This is a genomic window from Marinomonas sp. HM11-D (assembly GCF_057626615.1).
Map to the genome: position 1 here is coordinate 178,709 of NZ_JBMMKT010000002.1, position 17,986 is coordinate 196,694.

Consider the following 17,986-nt stretch of genomic DNA (forward strand, 5'->3'; position numbering starts at 1 on the left):
CTTAGGCGTGTTCTGATCGTTTACCTTATCGCGGAGATGGCCTTAGAGAAATAGAATCCCTGAATAACATCACAGCCTAACTTGGTTAAATAATCCAGTTGTGCCTTAGTCTCTACGCCTTCTACTACCACCTGCAGCGACATATTTTTAGCCAATTGAATGATGGTGGCAGCCATTTTCTGTTGAATTTCGTCGTCTGGTAATTTATCGATAAAGCTACGATCGATTTTTAGCGTGTCCCAAGGCATCAATGCCACGTAGGATAATGATGAGTAGCCTGTACCGAAGTCATCAATGGCTAATGAGATGCCGAGGGCCTTTAGTGCGTTGAGTTGCGGTATGACTTCTTGCTCTCGCTCAATAAAGGACGATTCGGTGAGCTCCAATTGCAATAAAGAGGGTGGGAATCGGGTGTTTTTGAGAACTTCATTGACGGTTTCAATAAAGCGTCCAAAGCGCAGTTGATGCGCAGACACATTGACCGATACTTTTATGGGATGAGAGGACGATTCAGACCACAGTTGGCCTTGCTGGCAAGCTTGGAATAGGATCCATTCGCCCAAAGCTTCGATCATGCCCATTTCCTCTGCGATAGGAATAAACTCTACCGGCGAAACGTTGCCCAGCTCACTGTCATGCCAGCGCACTAGGGCTTCAACGCCCACTAGGCGCTGCTCCCGCCCCGAATATTGTGGTTGATAGAGCACGTTTAGTTGATGATTCTCTAGTGCTTGTTTTAGGCGAGCACTGACCAGTAATTTACGTTGGCTGATCGCGGTTAAACGTTCTTCATAAAATCCAACGGAGCCACGTCTTTGATGTTTAGCGGAATACAGCGCCGCATCCGCTTCTTGCAATAGGTCTCGGCTTTCACCCTGATATTGGATGCTGACACCTAGTGTGGCAGAAATGTATATTTCGCTTCCTTGCGGTAGCGTCATCACGGGTTGGATTGCTTGCTGTAGCAGCAGGCTAGCCTTAGTGATTTGAGCTTCGCTCATTTGCTCTAACAAAATCGCAAACTCATCGCCACCGGTACGACAAAGAAAGTACTCAAGCTGATCACTAAGTTGGCGGAGGACGCCATTTAGACGCTCGGCAACAGTGGTTAATACGAAATCGCCTGCGCTATGCCCATAACTGTCGTTCACATCTAAGGTTTTGATACTTCTACGACGACAAAAATACCCCAGCTTTACACAGTGAATCAGGCGAACAACGCCGCGAATGATGCTAGACTTCGCGCCACACTGACGCTGGAATCCCATCATGGAAATCAAAGTAAATTTTTTAGACAACCTTCGCCTAGAAGCCAAGTTTGACGACTTCACCGTCGTTGCCGATCAACCTATCCGCTACAAAGGTGATGGCTCTGCGCCAAGCCCATTTGATTACTTCCTAGCGTCTTCTGCACTGTGTGCGGCGTACTTCGTTAAGGTGTACTGTAAAGCACGTGATATCCCAACCGAGGATATTCGCTTATCGCAAAACAACATCGTTGATCCGGAAAACCGCTACAACCAGATTTTCCAAATCCAAGTAGAGCTACCTGAGTACATCAGCGACAAAGACCGTCAGGGCATTCTACGCTCGATTGATCGTTGTACGGTGAAGAAGGTTGTCCAAGAAGGCCCAGAATTTAAGATTGAAGATGTTGAGGACTTAGATGCGGGTACGTCGCTGATGGCGATGGCGCAGTCCGACAGCACAGAGAAAACGACTATCCTAGGTAAAGACCTACCGTTAGAAGACACCATTGCCAATATGTCTGGCTTGTTAGCGGATTTGGGTATGAGAATCGAGGTGGCGTCTTGGCGTAACATTGTGCCAGGCGTTTGGTCTCTTCATCTGCGTGATGCTGCATCCCATATGTGTTTCACCAACGGTAAAGGTGCCTCTAAAGAAAGTGCTCTGTGCTCTGCTTTAGGTGAGTTTATCGAACGTGCCAGCTGTAACTTCTTCTATAACGATCAATTCTTTGGCGAAGAGTTGGCGAACGCCGAGTTCGTGCATTACCCAACGGAAAAATGGTTCCCACTGACCGAGGACGATTCACTGCCAGAAGGTCTACTAGACGATTACTGTCTCGACATCTTCGATCCAGAGCAAGAGTTGCAAGGTTCCCACCTAATTGATACCAACTCAGGCAATATCGAACGTGGCATTTGTGCGATTCCTTACGTGCGTCAGTCAGACCAAGAAACGGTTTACTTCCCATCGAACCTGATCGAAAACTTATTCCTAAGTAACGGTATGAGTGCCGGTAACACGCTACCAGAAGCCATGGTGCAGTGTTTGTCTGAGATTTTCGAACGGGCGGTGAAGAAGCAAATCATCGAGCAAGAAATCGTGTTGCCAGATGTGCCCATGTCCGTATTGGAAAAATACCCAAGTATCTTGGCAGGCATTCAAAGCCTAGAAGAAAACGGCTTCCCTGTCGTAGTGAAAGACGCCTCTTTGGGAGGTCAATTCCCTGTGATGAACGTGACGCTGATGAACCCACGTACAGGTGGTGTGTTTGCCTCGTTTGGTGCGCATCCAAGCTTTGAAGTAGCGCTGGAGCGAAGCTTAACTGAGCTGCTGCAAGGTCGTAGCTTCGAAGGTCTAAACGATGTGCCACTGCCGACGTTTAACTCCTTTGCGGTACAAGAGCCGAATAACTTCGTAGAGCACTTTATCGACTCAACCGGTGTGATTTCGTGGAAATTCTTTAGCGCCAAAGCAGACTATGAATTCTGCGAGTGGGATTTCTCCGGTACCAATGAGGAAGAGCGCGACGGCCTAATGGGCATCCTCGAAGACATGGGCAAAGAAGTCTATGTGGCGGTGTTTGATGATCTAGGTGCCAACGCCTGTCGCATCCTAGTACCGGATTACTCAGAAGTGTACCCAGCGGACGACCTGATTTGGGACAACACCAACAAAGCTTTGTTGTTCCGTGAAGACATTCTCAACATCCACAAGCTTGACGATGAAGCCCTTGAAGCTTTACTAGAACGCTTAGAAGAAAGCGAGCTGGATAACTACAACGATATTCGTACCTTGATCGGTGTGGAGTTCGATGAAAACACCCCATGGGGGCAGTTGGATGTGGGTGAGCTGAAACTTTTATTGTTCCTAGCGCTGCAAATGCACGAAGAAGCCAAAGACCAGGTGCAGGAATTCTTAAGCTACAACAACAATACCGTGGAACGTGGTTTGTTCTACCAAGCCATCAGTGCTGTCCTTGAGATTACCTTGGATGATGAGCTAGAGCTGGAAGACTTCCTACCAAACCTATCACGCATGTTCGGCAAAGAAGTGATGGAAAACGTAGTCGGCTCAGTAGATGGCACAGTGAAGTTCTATGGCTTAACGCCGACCAGCATGAAGCTAGAAGGCCTAGATCGTCATTTGAAACTGATCGACAGCTACAAAAAGCTTCACGCTCACCGCGCGAAGAAAGCCGGTCTTTAAAACGGTTGCTAAAAATGCAGAGCTATCATTTAGCTCTGCATTGTTCTTTAAGGGTTTAACCTTACTTTTCGGTCACTTCAATTTCACGAATGATCTTGGCGGGATTTCCCGCAATCACCACATTATCACCAAAGCTTTTGGTTACCACGCTGCCAGAGGCCACCACCACGTTGTTGCCCAATGTAACGCCAGGGTTAATGGTCGCGTTGCCCCCAATCCAGCATCGATCACCAATGTGTATTGGCTTTGCGGATTCAATGCCGCTGGCTCTTTCATCGGGATCAATGGGATGAGTGGCCGTATAAATGCCTACTTGAGGGCCTAGCATGCAGTCGTCACCAAAGTGAATTGGCGCGCAATCGAGAATCACGCAGTTGTAGTTGGCAAAAAAATTCTCACCTACGTAAATATTACTGCCGTAATCGCAGTAGAAATTTGCTTGGAGCGAGATATTTTCACCAGTATGCCCAAACAGGCTTTTAATAAGTGGCTTCTTCGCATCGTCACAGATTGAGCTATTTAATTGGTGGAGTATTGCTTTTGCGCGTGATCTAAGTGAAAGCAGCTCATCGTCGTTTGGCTGATAGGACTCTCCAGCAATCATTTTTTGAAATTCGTTCACAAATCCCTACCTTAGTTAACGTTTCCAAGAACAAAAAGTATGCAATATTCTTCTGTGAAGAATCTGGTGTTGCATCTTTATACTCTTTTGCAGAGCCTACTAGCTCACATTTGCTTGAGCAGTGTTGAGGAGTGAGAAGGGCTTTGCAAGTTTTCTTTTAGTGATTGATTTATAAGTGTTTATTAATAACGCGAGGTTATCGTTTGTGGGCAATAAAAGTTATTTGTGACGAAATTAAGGGGCTGGATAATAGCTGCTGCCATTTTCTAGCAAAGACATTAACAATGTGGTGCGGACTGAAAATTGCTCCGATGTTGTTGATGTGACTAAAATGAAGTGAAGAATTAAGAGAAGAATAACGCATGGCAAAGCCCGTAGAGCCCGATCAAATACTGTTAAAAATGCCTTCGCTGCGAGCCGTGAAGTCGTTCGTTGCGGCGGCGAAGTATCTAAATTTTACCCGCGCGGCAGAATCGTTATGTGTCACGCAAGCGGCGATCAGCCGACAGATTCGTGAACTAGAAGTTGCTTTAGAGGTACCTCTATTTAAACGAACGGGACGTGCCGTTGAGCTCACAGAAGCAGGGCAGATTTTTTATGACGCGGCCTATTTATCATTTGTGAACATTGCCCAAGCGGCACAACGTATACACAGCACTGCGAAAAAGAAAAAAGAATTGAGTATCTGCTGTACCCCAGCGTTTTCTTCATTTTGGCTCACCAACCGTTTGCCTGACTTCGTTGAGCAATATCCTGATATTGATATCAATGTGATTTCAACCAGCAGTATGCTTAATACCGAACCGGGTGTTCACCCTGATATCTTCATCAGTAAGCTGAGTGATCCCCGCGAAGGCTATCATTCTGAGCCCTTGTTTCACGATTTGGTTTACCCAGTGTGCTCTCCGTTTTATTTAGAGGAGCACCCTGAATTAGATCACTTTAAAAATATGGACACTGTGACACTGCTGAATTTAACCCCCTACGGTCGTTCCCAAGTGGCAGAACATGTGGATTGGGATGTGTGGTTGAACAGCTTGGGGTTAGGGCCGGAAGTCATAGGTAACGTGCACTATTTTAAAACCAATGACTACAACATGCTGATTCAACTTGCCGTTTCCAGTCATGGGGTCTGTTTAGGTTGGCACCATTTGGTGGCGCCGTTAATCGAGCAGGGGGCGCTAGTCCAAGTCGGTGGTAAAGAGATCGTCTATCGGGAGAAGAAGCATTACTTGTCCTACTCAGAACGCAATGAAAGTAATGAAGCTTTGCAAGCTTTTAGGGCTTGGTTCTTAAAAGATATCCACGACAACCTCCCCATATTATTTTAGGAAAAGCGGCGATTAAGCCGCTTTTTTTATGTCTCACAGACTCGCTCCATTGGATTTATCCATAACCTAATCTCATCATTAGCTTGGAAAAATGGTTGATTGTGGCAGTTTCATGACGCTCGGTAATATCAGTTTAGGTTAGGTGACAGTGCTCACCCATAGGTAAACGTATTTGATATAAGGCGAACGATATGAAATTTGAAGGGATCTACACCCCCGTTATTACCCCTTTCTTTGACGATGGCTCGATCAACTTTGAGTCACTTTCCCAGCACGTTAAGTATCTAAAAGAGGCTGGTGTACACGGTCTGATGATTGGCGGTACAACGGGTGAGTACTACGTTGAAACACTTGAAGAACGTCTAGAAATCCTATCCACAGTACGCCAAGCGGTGGGCGAAGAGCTAACCATCATCTTTGGTACGGGCTCAGTAAATCCACAAGATTCTTTGTGGTTAGCAGAGCGAGCGAAAGCAGCGGGTGCAAGCTGCATTCTATTGGCAACACCACCTTACTCTCTGCCAACACAACAAGAATTGGCAACCCTTGCCCTAGAAATCGACCGCGTCGCGGGCCTTCCTGTGATGCTTTACAACTACCCAGATCGTATGGGTGTGAACATGGAAGCCGAGTTCTTTGAATTAGTGAAAGGTGCGAAAAACATCTGCGGTATCAAAGAAAGCTCTGGCGACATCAACCGCTTACACATACTGATCAATGAGTTTCCACACATTCAAGTGACCTGTGGTATGGACGACCAAGCACTAGAGTTCTTTGCTTGGGGCGCGAAAGGTTGGGTGTGCGCGGGTTCCAACTTCCTACCAAAAGAACACATTGCTCTGTACCAAGCTTGTGTGATTGAGAACGACTTTAACAAAGGGCGCAAAATCATGGCAGCGCTTATGCCTCTAATGAGTGTGTTAGAGCAAGGTGGCAAGTTCATTCAAAGCGTAAAACACGGCGTGACTTTCGATGGTCGTGAGGCTGGCATCGTACGCTCTCCTTTGATGGGCCTTTCTGACGCTGAGAAAGGTGAATTAGAGCAAGTAATTATCTCTCTGAAAAAAGAAATCGCGGCGATTGCTGCTGAGTAATTACGAATTCAACCTCACTCTTCAATCATAACAACATAGGAAAGGAACATGTCTGAATTACTAACGACTGCGCAATACAAAGTCATCGCTAGAACCCTAGCACTACCAGAAACTAGTTTCATTAATGGTGAAGCCTACCGTGCTATGAGTGGCGAAACCTTTACTTCCATTAACCCAGCGACTGGCGACGTGTTGGCGAATATTACCGCTTGCCAATCCGATGATGTGGATTACGCCGTGTCTTGTGCCCGCGGTGCCTTTGATAGCGGTGTGTGGAGTGATCTTCACCCAAATGAGCGTAAAGCTGTGCTACTGAAGTTATGTGACCTTGTGGAGCAAAACCAGCACGAATTAGCCGTGATGGAAAGCTTAGACTCAGGCAAACCTATTTGTGATTGTGAGTCGATTGATATCCCTGAATTTGTGCACACCGTCCGTTGGCACGCTGAGCTGATCGACAAAATTTACGATCAAACGGCGCCAGTTGGTTCTAATGCCATGGCGATGGTGGTGCGTGAAGCTGTGGGCGTGGTCGGTGCAGTGTTACCTTGGAACTTCCCGTTACTTATGTTGGCTTGGAAAATTGCCCCAGCGTTAGCGGCCGGTTGTTCAATGATTATCAAGCCTGCCAAGCAAACTTCTCTGACGGCCATTCGTATCGCTGAATTGGCATCGGAAGCAGGCATGCCAAACGGTGTTTTAAACGTTATCACCGGCGGTGGTGTGGCTGTGGGTGAAGCCATTGGTCGTCATATGGACATCGACATGGTGACCTTCACTGGCTCAACGGTGACAGGTCGTCGTTTCCTACAGTACTCAGCCGAATCCAACCTTAAAAAAGTTGTTCTAGAGCTTGGTGGTAAGAACCCTTGTGTGGTGCTTGATGATGCGGAAGATCTAGACCAAGTGGCGCAACAAGTTTGTGCTGCAGCGTTCTGGAACATGGGGGAAAACTGCTCAGCAGGCTCACGCTTGATCGTTCACGAAGCGATCCAAGATAAGCTACTTGAACTGGTGAAGAAGTACTCAGCAGATTGGCGTTTAGGTGATCCACTAGATCCACAAAACAACCTCGGCGCGATGATTGACCAAGGCCACTTTAACAAGGTGTGTGAATACCTAGAGCTTGGCAAACAAGCAGGTTATCAAGTCGTGATCGGTGGTCACTCCCGTGACGGTCGCTTTATTGAGCCAACGATTTTCGCTGGCGTGAAAAACAGTGATCGTATGGCGCAAGAAGAAATCTTTGGTCCAATCCTGTCTGTGATTACGGTTTCTAGCTTTGAAGAGGCCATGGAAGTGGCAAACGACACCGAGTACGGCCTAGCAGCGTCTGTGTTTACTGCCAATGCTAAGCGTGCGATCAAAGCGGCTCGCACTATTAAAGCGGGTACGGTAACAGTGAACTGCTTCGGTGAAGGGGATATCTCCACACCATTCGGTGGTTACAAACTATCGGGATTTGGTGGACGTGATAACTCGATCCACGCGCACGATCAGTACACGGAACTGAAAACCATCTGGGTGGATCTGACTGATCACTCTAAGTAATGCATTGCGGTCAGGCAGCACCAGAGAGGTGTTGCCTGATTAGTGTCGGCTACATGCGAGTGTAGCTTTTGGCTTGTTGTAATGTGGTAATCCTTATGGGCAAAACAATAAAGACAAAACGTCTTCCTAAAGATCCTGGCCTGAGCGGTTGGAATGAAATCTACCGCGATAAATCTTCTTTCCCAGCATTGGATTCAGATATTGAAGTGGATTGGGTCATCGTTGGTGGTGGCTTCGCTGGCTTAGGGGCAGCGAAACGCTTGCTGCAATTAACTGGATCGAATGAAAAAATTGCCGTGGTTGAGGCGCGAGGCATTGCCCAAGGCCCGGCCGGTCGAAACAGTGGTTTTATGCTCGATCTTCCTCATGAATTGAATTCTGATACCTACGCTGGATCAAAAGACCAAGACTTGAGGCAAATTCGTTTAAACCGTGAAGCCATTAACTTAGCTGAGAGCATTGCCCAGCAATACGGTATGGATAAAGCGTTATTCAGTCGATCTGGCAAAATAACGGCTTCGGCAACCAATCGCGGATATAAGAGCATTGAAACCTATGCTAAGCACTTAAGCGCATTAAATGAGCCTTTTGAGCTACTGGATGAAGCCGATCTGAAAGAGTTATTGGGTATTGAGTTTTATACCAAAGGGCTGCGCACTGAAAAAACCGCCATGATACAGCCGGCAGGCTTTATTCACTCGGCCTATAAAGGCATTGCAAGTGAAGGTGTACAAATTTATGAGTGCTCACCTGTGCTTGAAATGAACCTCGGGGACAGTGTGCATACCTTAATATGTAAGAATGGCACCATCAAAGCGAAGAACGTCATTATGGCGGTCAACGGGCATATACAGTCATTTGGTTTCTTCAAACAGTCTTTGCTGCATATTTTTACCTATTCTTCCATGACTCGAGCGCTGAAAGCCCATGAACTCAAGGCATTGGGGGGAATGGATAACTGGGGCGTATTGCCGGCGGATCCGATGGGTAGCACGATCAGAAAGATATCTGATCATAACGGCTCAGGACACCGGATTATTGTCCGTAACCATGCGACGCTCAATCAGAATCTAGAAGCCTCAGAAGGGAATCTTAAAGACGCGGCAAGATTGCAGGATCGATCCTTTGCGAGGCGTTTTCCTATGCTGAGTGGCGTGGAGATGGAATACCGCTGGGGCGGGCGTTTATGCCTGACCTATAACTCGGTGCCTGCCTTCGGTGAAATTGAGAATAGGGTGTGGTCTGCCTGTTGCCAAAATGGCCTAGGTACAGTGAAGGGCATGCTATCTGGGATGATGGCCGTTGAACAAGCGATCCTTGGCAGCTCGGAGCGACTAAAAGAATTTTTGATTTATCAAGAACCGAAGCGTTTGCCGCCTGAGCCTTTCCTCTCCGTGGGCGCAAACGCCACCTTAAGGTGGAAAGAGTGGTTGTCAGGTATTGAACTCTAAAGAGTTTGTCTGATATTTCTATGAATTGTACATGAGCTAGAGCCACAGTCTGATGTGCTGACCTTACTCCTCGGCACTGACTTTCCTCCCACTTGAACTATCCTTAAGTTCAAGTCTTTAAGCCACCGTCTTGAAAAAGACGGTGGCTTTTTTCGTTCAGTTATTGATCAAAAGATCCATGACTTCAGGTTATGGTTTGATGGCTAAATATATTATTGGACGCTTCAGGAGCCCAAAACATATTCTGTAAGTCCCAGAATAAGTTTAACAAGATGGTTTTTAAACCGAGTTTAAAAACCATAAATAAAGGAACTGGAACGATGAATACAGTAATTACAACAAGCTTGAAATACACCAAGCTATTCGCAGTCACTACCACGCTTGCGGTAGCAGGTATGAGTGCAGCTTTTGCTAGCAGTGATAATCACAAGTTCAGTTTGGCTTTAGAATCGGGTGATCGTGATTCTGCTTCAGGTAAATCGATGCAGATGTGGGCGGATCTGATTAAAAAGAATTCTGACGGTCGAATGAAGGTCAATATCTTTTATCAAGGCGAGCTAGGCGGTCAGCAAGAGCTATTTGACCAGCTAGTCCATGGCAACATTGATATGATGCTAACTTGGCCACAAACCTCTTACGATGAACGCCTTGGTGTGAATTATATTCCTTACCTAACGTTGGGCTGGGAAGATGCACTAAAAGCCTACGGCGAAGGCGGTTGGTTGAAAGAAATTTTTGGCCCACTGTACCAAGACATCGGTCTTAAATACTTTGGTCCTTACCCAGAAGGTTTTGGTGGTGTAGCCACTAAGGGCAAGTATGCAACCAACTACCAACAAGCGGTGGAGCAAGGCCTGAAAGTACGTTCAGCTCCAGTGTTCCCGCTACCACAGACGATCCAAGCGATGGGTTTCCAAGCGGTGCCAATCGACTGGAACGAAGTGTACACCTCAATTCAAACTGGGGTGGTTGATGGTGATTCAAGCAACGTTATTTACTACGACTACGAGTACTTCCGCGATCAGCTAGATTACTATGTCCATACGAAACATAATTTTTCTTCTTACGGTATGTTAATGAATAATGCCACTTGGGAGTCTCTGGATGCAGAAGACCAAGCCATTATCGAAGACGCAGCTCAACAAGTGATTAACCTAAAGTTTGTTGAAGCTAAGTTAGAAGACGATAAATGGATCAAGACGGCAAAAGAAAATGGTATGCAGTACATTGAGCCGAACGCAGAAGAAATGAGCGTTTGGGTTAAGAAAGTACGCGAAGAAGTATGGCCAATTGCGGAGCAATCAATTGGTAAAGAAATTATGGATAAAATTCGTGCGAATGCTTCGGTACCGCAATAATTACTGTCTATAATTTCTTATATCTAAAGGCAGTTAATCCTTTAACTGCCTTTATCTGTTGTCCTCGAGGTTTTTATGTTCTCTCTCAACAGTCTTGTCGCTCTAATCGATAAGGTAATAACGTTTGTAATATCACCTATTATAGTTCTACTAAGTATTGCAATTGCCACAATGTTGGCTTGGGGAGTATTTAGCAGATCTATATTAGACGCTCCAGTCTTTGGGCTCGAAGAGCTGGTTCTGATCTCAGCTATGTGGCTGTACCTTTTGGGCGCCGTGATGGCCGCTAAGGATCGCTCACATCTAACGGCAGACTTTGTTGCTGTTATTTTTAAAAACGAAAAGGTTCTTGCCGGTTTCTCTGTCGTTGCAACAATCATTTCCATCATTATGGCATGCTATTTTGTTTCTTGGAGTTATGAATTAATGTCATTCTCTTTTGCAAGGTCGCAGACCACTCCAGTATTTAAAATGCCTTGGTATATCTCTCAAAGTAGTTTGTTTGCCGGTAGCGTTGCTTTGGCTTTCTATTTGTTTAGAGATTTAATTAAAGATTGCCAGAAATTTATTAAACTTTAATGACTGTTTGAGGGTTATTTTATGGGTGCTTTATTAGCAATCGGGGCAGTAATAGTGTTAATGATGATCGGTGTTCCGGTTGTTTATTCATTCGCTGCTATGACCTTAGTTTTATCCATTGTGTATGAAGTGGACGTTTCATCATTAATGACCACAGGGTTTTGGTCAGTTAACTCAATTATTCTGTTAGCGTTACCTTTATTTGTCATGACGGGCTACTTGATGCAAGCCGGTGGTATGGCTTCACGTTTGGTCTATTTCGTGGAATCGCTAGTAGGTAAATCACGTACTGGTATGGGCTCTTCCATGGTGATGGCCTGTGGCGTATTTGGTGCTATTTCAGGTACTGCATCGGCTGCTGTGGCTTCGATCGGTACGATTATGATTGGTCCCATGGAGAAACATGGCTATAAGCGTGAATACACTAGCGCTTTGTTGGGTATTTCTTCATTGCTTGGTTTGTTGATTCCGCCAAGCTTGACCATGATCTTGTACGCGGTTGTAACACGCCAATCGGTCGCAGCCTGTTTCTTGGCGACCATTGGTCCAGGTATCCTATTAATCATCCTGCTATGTTTTCTTAACTGGCTCAAAATGCGCAATGCCCCAGGCGAAGTTGTTAAGTTAACTTTCAAAGAGCGTGCTGATTTAATTAATAAAAATTTCTGGAAGGCCATTCCTGCTTTGATGCTACCCGTTATTATTCTAGGTGGTATCTATGGAGGTGTATTTACGCCAACAGAAGCGGCGGCCATCGCTGTGGTATATGCAATTCCTGTCGGTTTATTTGTTTATAAAGAATTGTCTTTTAAAGAATTAGGTCGTTGTTTAATCGGCGCAGCAGCAACTACCGGTGTCATCATGGTTATTTTGCTGTTCTCATTTGTTTCAAGCCGAATTTTTACTTTTGAACGTGTGCCACAAGAGTTAACTGAACTACTCATGGACACATTCCAAAATAAAATCTTGATCCTATTAATTGTTAATGTGTTTTTGATTTTGCTCGGTATGATCATGGACGATGTGAGTGTGGTAGCGATTATTAGTCCTTTGCTACTGCCTGTCATGGTGAGTATTGGTGTCGACCCAATTCAATTTGCCGCCATCGTGGGTACCAGTGTCGTTATCGGTTGTAATAGCCCACCAATGGCACCAATTCTATTTATGACTTGTCGTATTGGTAAGGTAGGGATGAGTCAGGTCATGAAGCCAGCCTTATTCTTTATGTTCTTTGCGGCCTTGCCAGTGATGTTAGTGACTACCTACTGGCCGCCGTTGGCATTATATCTGCCTAAATTATTTGGCTACATGTAAGCTGCTGTTCCTTGAGCTCTATGGGGGGCGTTGATTTGAACAGGCAATAAGGCAGGGCCAGATAGTCGTAAATGGGGAGACCGTCTAGTAATACAGTCCTGTGCTAATAAAGCGTTATGTTATTGTCTGTTTTAATCATCTGTTGGAGAAGTATGTGCGACCCAAATTAGGCATACTTCTCCTTTTTTATGCATGGTCAAAAATACATTTAGAAGTGATGTAGAATGGATTTTATTGAAAACATTCAATATTCGGGAAAGCTGGCGATCGATCTAGTCTTATATCTTATGCTTCCTATTACCGTCGTAATGGGCGGGTTAATGAAGCTATTTGAAAATAAGGGAGTTCTAGCCTGGCTGTCGATTAAACTTTCGCGCATTACCAATAGTTTTGGCGCGTCGGGCTTAAGTCTTGTCGCGGCCATCAAAATGCTATTTGTCAGTTCGATTGCTCCGTTTCCCTCCTTAGCAAAACTCGAGATATTAGAGCCCGATCCGCGCAAATTAGCAGCGTCCATGGCACTGGTTTTAACCCTGACGCAAGGCAATGCCTCTTTTCCTATGATTGCTTACGGCATCAATATTTGGGTCTTGCTGGCATCCTCCATTATTGGTGGTGTCATAGCCTCTTGGGTAACCTATTACTTGTTAATGCGTAATGTGACCATTCCTGATGGTCAAGTTGAGCTATTAGACACCACCCAACCCGTTAAGAAATCGATTGTGCAATCTTTATCCGAAGGTGGGACAGAGGGAATGAAGATAGCGATCAACATGTTACCCATGTTAGTCATTACACTGTTTATTCTTACCCTGCTGAAAGACTTTCAAGTGATCTCAGTGCTATCAGAATGGCTTGCGCCTGTGTTTTCTATCCTTGGGTTACCAGGGGCCGCAGTACTACCGATCATTACTAAATATATCGCAGGGGGCACAGCCTATCTTGGTGTCATCATTGACCAAGTAGAACAAGGCGCCTTGTCGGTTAGAGACTTAAATATTATCGCTGGTTTGGCCAGTAACCCAGTGGATTTGGTTGGCTTAGCGCTTTTTTCAGCGATTGGTCCACGCATTGGGCGAACTTTTCGCTATGCCTTGGCTGGCGCAGGTGTTGGTTTATTGGTGCGTGCTGTGATTCATATTGTTTGGTTTTGGTGAGTAAAACCAAGTCAGATGACGATTTATCTTAGAACCCATTTTTCACTGGCTTGATACTGATCTTGCCAGTCACCACAATCTCAGTCTTTGAATCGGATAGGGTAAATGGGCGAGTTTGCGTATCGCTCAGAAGAGGGTTTACTGGAATAACTTTGCCGCCGTTTTTAAAGCGAATAAAGTAGTCACTGGAGTAGGCTATTACTTGGAGGTATTCAGGTTCCAGCTTCTGCAAATCCTGCTCATTACAGGTAAAGATCAGCCCGTGAAGCTCAGCCATGCTGACTGTTTCAAGGATGGGATTGACGGAGCATTCTTCACCGTTTCCGATCAGTTTTATATCGTGTAAAAACAACTGTACCGGTTGGCGCTTTTCTAACGCCAACTCTACGGCTTGGTTGAACTGCGGTATGACTTCTGCGGCTTTATGCTTAAGGGCATAAATATTACTAATGTACTGCCTTTTCAGCAGAGCTCGGACTAGAGAAGGGTCTTGAGGACGGCTACCGCTCACAAGTCGAAGATAACCAAAAGTGCTTTCCAATAGCTCTCGGTAATGAGTTTGTACTGCTCGAAGCTCACTTATATTCATCGCTTCGATCTGAGCTTTAGCTGCGTCGGTCAGCGGTGGCTCAGATGTTTTCGTGAAACTAAGCAGCTGTGCCTGCACTGCGCCACCGGTCAGAGCAAGCGTCATCAAGGCAGCCTTTACGATCTGAAATAGCACTGTCTATCACCTCCATGTGTCAACAAGATCACCACAAACATTAGATGTCTCACCACTGTTTCCGTGTGGTGGCTTACTGTACCACAAAACCTTTAAAGCACCTGATCTAAAAACTTTTTCACCGCTGGGGATTGAGACTGATAAGCGGAGTAGGCAACGAATAGGTTACGATTTGCCCAAGGCTCATTCAAAGTCACTTTACTCATACCGATGCTGTTTGCGTAAATATCAACAATGTAGCTTGGTAAAAGTCCGATACCAAGTCCACCAACAATAAGGTTACACATGCAATCAAAGCTGCTGACTTTGATTTTGGCCTCAAACAGGTGGGTGATCGAGCTGGCGTGTCGCGTCAGTAATGAATAAAGCGCGCTATCTTTATGGGAACCAATAATTGGGTAGTTTAGAACTTGCTTTAAGGTGACAGATTCAAATTCTGTTAAAGGGTGATTCAGTGGGACACCCACGACGATCTGATCCTGACGGTAGGGTTGCAACTCTATTCCCGACGGGACTGGTGTGTTTTCAGAAAGGAAACCAAGATCCACCTCGTTATTTAAGATCAAATCTACTACACCATAGCCCATGCGCTCTTCAATATTGAAAGACACATTCGGGAATTCACGAGAAAACTTGGCAATATCATTAGGTAGGAATTGCGTCAGCACGGCGGTAGTAGAAGCGATGCGAATCTCACCACTAATACCTTCAGCAAATCCAGACATATCCAAATCGATATTTTGCAGTGAATCAAAAATCACACCACAGCGTTGGTACATTAAGTGCCCCGCGGATGTAAGTTCAACGCCTTTGGCTTTTCTTATAAACAGTTGCACACCGACTTTTTCTTCAAGATCAGTAATGCGTTTACTTATTGCCGATATGGCGGTATGAGCGCGTCTGGAAGCCGCAGAGATACTGCGTTCTTCCGCAACACACATAAAAAGATAAAGGCTGGTAAGGTCGTATTTCATACTGCTATTTCGCACTGGAGAGTCCATATCAGCCCCCAATCATACGCAAAACTAGATGATCTCGTAATGAGAAATTTGATCAAGCTCAGCAACGGCCGCGTCGTGCTGCTCGGTTTGGTCCAGCGCTGCACGAGCCATCCCCTTGGCTTTAAACTCTTCGACTAGCACTTGCAAGGTGTCGCGCAGTGGTTCTAAACGACGATTAAAGGCTAAGGCTTGTTCAATCGACATAAAGCTATCGTCTAGCACACGGTATTGCGGATTTGCTTCAGCGAAGCGAAGCAATGGTGCCCGGACGCCGGCACCTGCCGTCAAGTTTTGCTCAATAAAGTAATCCACGGCTAAAGGTGTGGTCGGAGCACGAACAATCTTTGCGTGTTGTAGAGTGCGTGTTAGAAACAAATCATAGGCAGCATTCTTACCGACACTTAAAGACAGGCCTGCTTGGTCAATATCTGCTGAAACCCGATATGGGCTGTCGGTATGCACCAAATAAGCGCCTTCAATGACTACATATGGGCTAGTAAAGCCTAGATGAACTGCGCGCTGTTTATCGCGCGCTAAAAAGGCAATATCCCAAGCATTGTGCTCGGCATCGTCTACCACGCTGCCAGCGGATTGATAAAATTTGAATTCAGGTGTCACGCCTAGTTGCTCACAGATAAACCGAGCAAGGGATACCGACACGCCTGTAAATTCGCTGTCGCTGATCTTTTGTGCCAATACGGCGTTGCCAAAGTTAATCGCTACGCGAAGGGTTTTGTTCGGCAGGAGCGTTTCAATATGACTCATGGCTGTTCTCCAAATTGTTCTTATCCAAAAAAAAGCCCCTCATGTTCGATGAGGGGCAACTCATTAAGCTTTGGCTTGCTTTGCCGCCATACGTTTCTTAATGAGAGGGCCTATAATCACAGGAAGGATTAAGCCCATTGCTGCTACGCTCCAAAGACCAATGGACAAACCACTGCTCCAAAGAATATTCCAGTCGCCATTTGATAGCTGAATGGCGTGACGTAAGTTTTTCTCCATCTCTGGGCCGAGTAGCATACCCAAGATAATAGGCACTAAAGGAATGCCGATCTTACGAAGAATGTAACCAATCACACCGAAGACACACATGAACAGTAGGTCTAATACCGAGTGGCTGATTGAGTAAATACCAACGAAAGCAACTACGGCCACCATTGGCAGTAAGTAACGTGTTGGGATCGATAATAATTTAACGAAGATACCCACCATAGGGATGTTCATTGCCAGCAGTAAAACGTTACCCAGTAATAGAGCTGCGATCACGCCCCATACCACGTCCGCATGCTGAGTAAACATCAGCGGACCTGGCGTCACGTTTAGCGAGATGAGCATGGCCAACAACACCGCTGTGGTGCCACTGCCAGGTACCCCTAGGGTTAGCATAGGAACTAGGGCACCCGATGCAGCACCATTGTTACCGGCTTCTGGTGCGGCAATACCTTTAGCATCCCCTTCGCCAAAATGACCTTTATCACCCACAATTCGTTTTTCGATGGTGTAACTGATAAAACTGCCCAGTGATGCGCCGGCACCAGGCAATACACCTGCAACGAAACCCAGCAAACCGCCACGAATAGAAGTGGGTAGAATGTTGGTAAAGTCTTTCCAGCTAAGCTTTAGTTTGTTTACCTTGATCATCTTACGCACCACATCACTATGGTGCTCTTCCACAAATAAGATCAGTTCAGATAAAGCAAACAAACCGACGATGGCGATAATAAAATCAACACCTTCGTAGAGCTCAAGCATGTTGAAAGTAAAGCGCTGTGTGCCGGTGGAAATATCGATGCCCACGGTTGCAATCATTAGACCGATCGCCGCCGCCATCAAGGTGCCAATTGGGTTTCCACCCGTCACACCACCTAGGGTGGCGAAGGCTAAAACAAATAGGGCAAAGTATTCCGCAGGGCCGAAGCTTAGAGCAAACTTTGCCATGATTGGCGCTAAGAAAATCATGCCAATAGTGGCAATAAAACTACCGATAAAAGAGGCAATAGCGGATAGGGCTAGCGCTTCTGCGGCGCGACCTTTTTTCGCCATTGGATAACCATCTAGACAGGTCATCATCGCTGGTTCATCCCCTGGAATGTTCAACAGGATGGATGAAATTCGACCGCCGTACATGGCACCACAATAAACTGAGGTCAGCATGATCAAGGCCGTATCGGCTGGTAAACCCAGGCTGAAGGCTAGCGGAATTAAAATCGCAACGCCGTTTGCTGGACCAAGTCCAGGGAGAGAGCCGATTAGGGTACCAATAAAACAACCAAATAAAGCAAAGGTTAAGTTTTGTAGGCTAAGGGCGACGGCAAAGCCGTCCATTAAATGGGAAAATACATCCATAG

Annotated in this window: 15 protein-coding genes; 9 read left to right on the top strand and 6 right to left on the bottom strand. The window is 45.9% G+C overall.

Annotated features, from left to right (window positions below; genetic code table 11):
- Window positions 1–20: 20 nt before the first annotated feature.
- Window positions 21–1,298: a putative bifunctional diguanylate cyclase/phosphodiesterase gene (locus ACOSVP_RS03265; protein WP_487346055.1), complete on the bottom strand. Its 1,278-nt coding sequence runs from the start codon at window positions 1,296–1,298 to the stop codon at window positions 21–23.
- Here ACOSVP_RS03265 and ACOSVP_RS03270 point away from each other — a divergent pair.
- On the top strand, window positions 1,270–3,456 hold the full coding sequence (locus ACOSVP_RS03270) for an OsmC domain/YcaO domain-containing protein (protein WP_487346056.1): 2,187 nt from the start codon (window positions 1,270–1,272) through the stop codon (window positions 3,454–3,456). The two genes, ACOSVP_RS03265 and ACOSVP_RS03270, sit on opposite strands and share 29 nt — an antisense overlap.
- Before the next feature lie 61 nt (window positions 3,457–3,517).
- On the opposite strand, the gene ACOSVP_RS03275 is transcribed toward ACOSVP_RS03270, so the two are convergent.
- The gene (locus ACOSVP_RS03275; protein ID WP_487346057.1) at window positions 3,518–4,078 is read right to left on the bottom strand and encodes a sugar O-acetyltransferase; all 561 of its coding nucleotides are present in this window, start codon (window positions 4,076–4,078) and stop codon (window positions 3,518–3,520) included.
- Window positions 4,079–4,440: 362 nt separating this feature from the next.
- Between ACOSVP_RS03275 and ACOSVP_RS03280 the strand changes: the two genes are divergently transcribed.
- The 8 genes from ACOSVP_RS03280 to ACOSVP_RS03315 all read left to right on the top strand — a co-directional run bounded on the left by ACOSVP_RS03280 (window position 4,441) and on the right by ACOSVP_RS03315 (window position 13,913).
- Entirely contained in the window at window positions 4,441–5,409 is a 969-nt protein-coding gene (locus ACOSVP_RS03280) for a LysR substrate-binding domain-containing protein (protein ID WP_487346058.1), read from the top strand.
- 191 nt (window positions 5,410–5,600) lie between these two features.
- Window positions 5,601–6,503 (top strand): dihydrodipicolinate synthase family protein, encoded by a 903-nt coding sequence (locus tag ACOSVP_RS03285; RefSeq protein ID WP_487346059.1) that lies wholly within the window; start codon window positions 5,601–5,603, stop codon window positions 6,501–6,503.
- Window positions 6,504–6,551: 48 nt separating this feature from the next.
- Complete coding sequence (locus ACOSVP_RS03290; RefSeq protein WP_487346060.1) at window positions 6,552–8,054, top strand: aldehyde dehydrogenase; 1,503 nt, start codon at window positions 6,552–6,554, stop codon at window positions 8,052–8,054.
- Window positions 8,055–8,149: 95 nt separating this feature from the next.
- Window positions 8,150–9,505, top strand: coding sequence for an NAD(P)/FAD-dependent oxidoreductase (locus ACOSVP_RS03295; RefSeq protein WP_487346061.1), 1,356 nt, complete (start codon window positions 8,150–8,152; stop codon window positions 9,503–9,505).
- A 320-nt stretch (window positions 9,506–9,825) separates the two neighbouring features.
- A complete protein-coding gene (dctP, locus tag ACOSVP_RS03300; RefSeq protein ID WP_487346062.1) occupies window positions 9,826–10,863 on the top strand; it encodes a TRAP transporter substrate-binding protein DctP in 1,038 nt (345 codons plus the stop codon).
- Window positions 10,864–10,938: 75 nt separating this feature from the next.
- The gene (locus tag ACOSVP_RS03305; protein ID WP_487346063.1) at window positions 10,939–11,442 is read left to right on the top strand and encodes a TRAP transporter small permease; all 504 of its coding nucleotides are present in this window, start codon (window positions 10,939–10,941) and stop codon (window positions 11,440–11,442) included.
- Between the two features lie 21 nt (window positions 11,443–11,463).
- The gene (locus ACOSVP_RS03310) at window positions 11,464–12,756 is read left to right on the top strand and encodes a TRAP transporter large permease (RefSeq protein WP_487346064.1); all 1,293 of its coding nucleotides are present in this window, start codon (window positions 11,464–11,466) and stop codon (window positions 12,754–12,756) included.
- Between the two features lie 224 nt (window positions 12,757–12,980).
- Window positions 12,981–13,913: a nucleoside recognition domain-containing protein gene (locus tag ACOSVP_RS03315; protein WP_487346065.1), complete on the top strand. Its 933-nt coding sequence runs from the start codon at window positions 12,981–12,983 to the stop codon at window positions 13,911–13,913.
- A gap of 28 nt (window positions 13,914–13,941) precedes the next feature.
- Here the strand turns inward: ACOSVP_RS03315 and ACOSVP_RS03320 are convergent, their stop codons facing one another.
- From ACOSVP_RS03320 to ACOSVP_RS03335, 4 genes are all read right to left on the bottom strand, one after another.
- Entirely contained in the window at window positions 13,942–14,637 is a 696-nt protein-coding gene (locus tag ACOSVP_RS03320; protein ID WP_487346066.1) for a hypothetical protein, read from the bottom strand.
- A 92-nt stretch (window positions 14,638–14,729) separates the two neighbouring features.
- Window positions 14,730–15,638 (bottom strand): LysR family transcriptional regulator, encoded by a 909-nt coding sequence (locus ACOSVP_RS03325; protein ID WP_487346067.1) that lies wholly within the window; start codon window positions 15,636–15,638, stop codon window positions 14,730–14,732.
- 24 nt (window positions 15,639–15,662) lie between these two features.
- A complete protein-coding gene (locus ACOSVP_RS03330) occupies window positions 15,663–16,403 on the bottom strand; it encodes a transporter substrate-binding domain-containing protein (protein WP_487346068.1) in 741 nt (246 codons plus the stop codon).
- A gap of 63 nt (window positions 16,404–16,466) precedes the next feature.
- Window positions 16,467–17,984 (bottom strand): tripartite tricarboxylate transporter permease, encoded by a 1,518-nt coding sequence (locus ACOSVP_RS03335; protein ID WP_487346069.1) that lies wholly within the window; start codon window positions 17,982–17,984, stop codon window positions 16,467–16,469.
- Window positions 17,985–17,986: the final 2 nt, after the last annotated feature.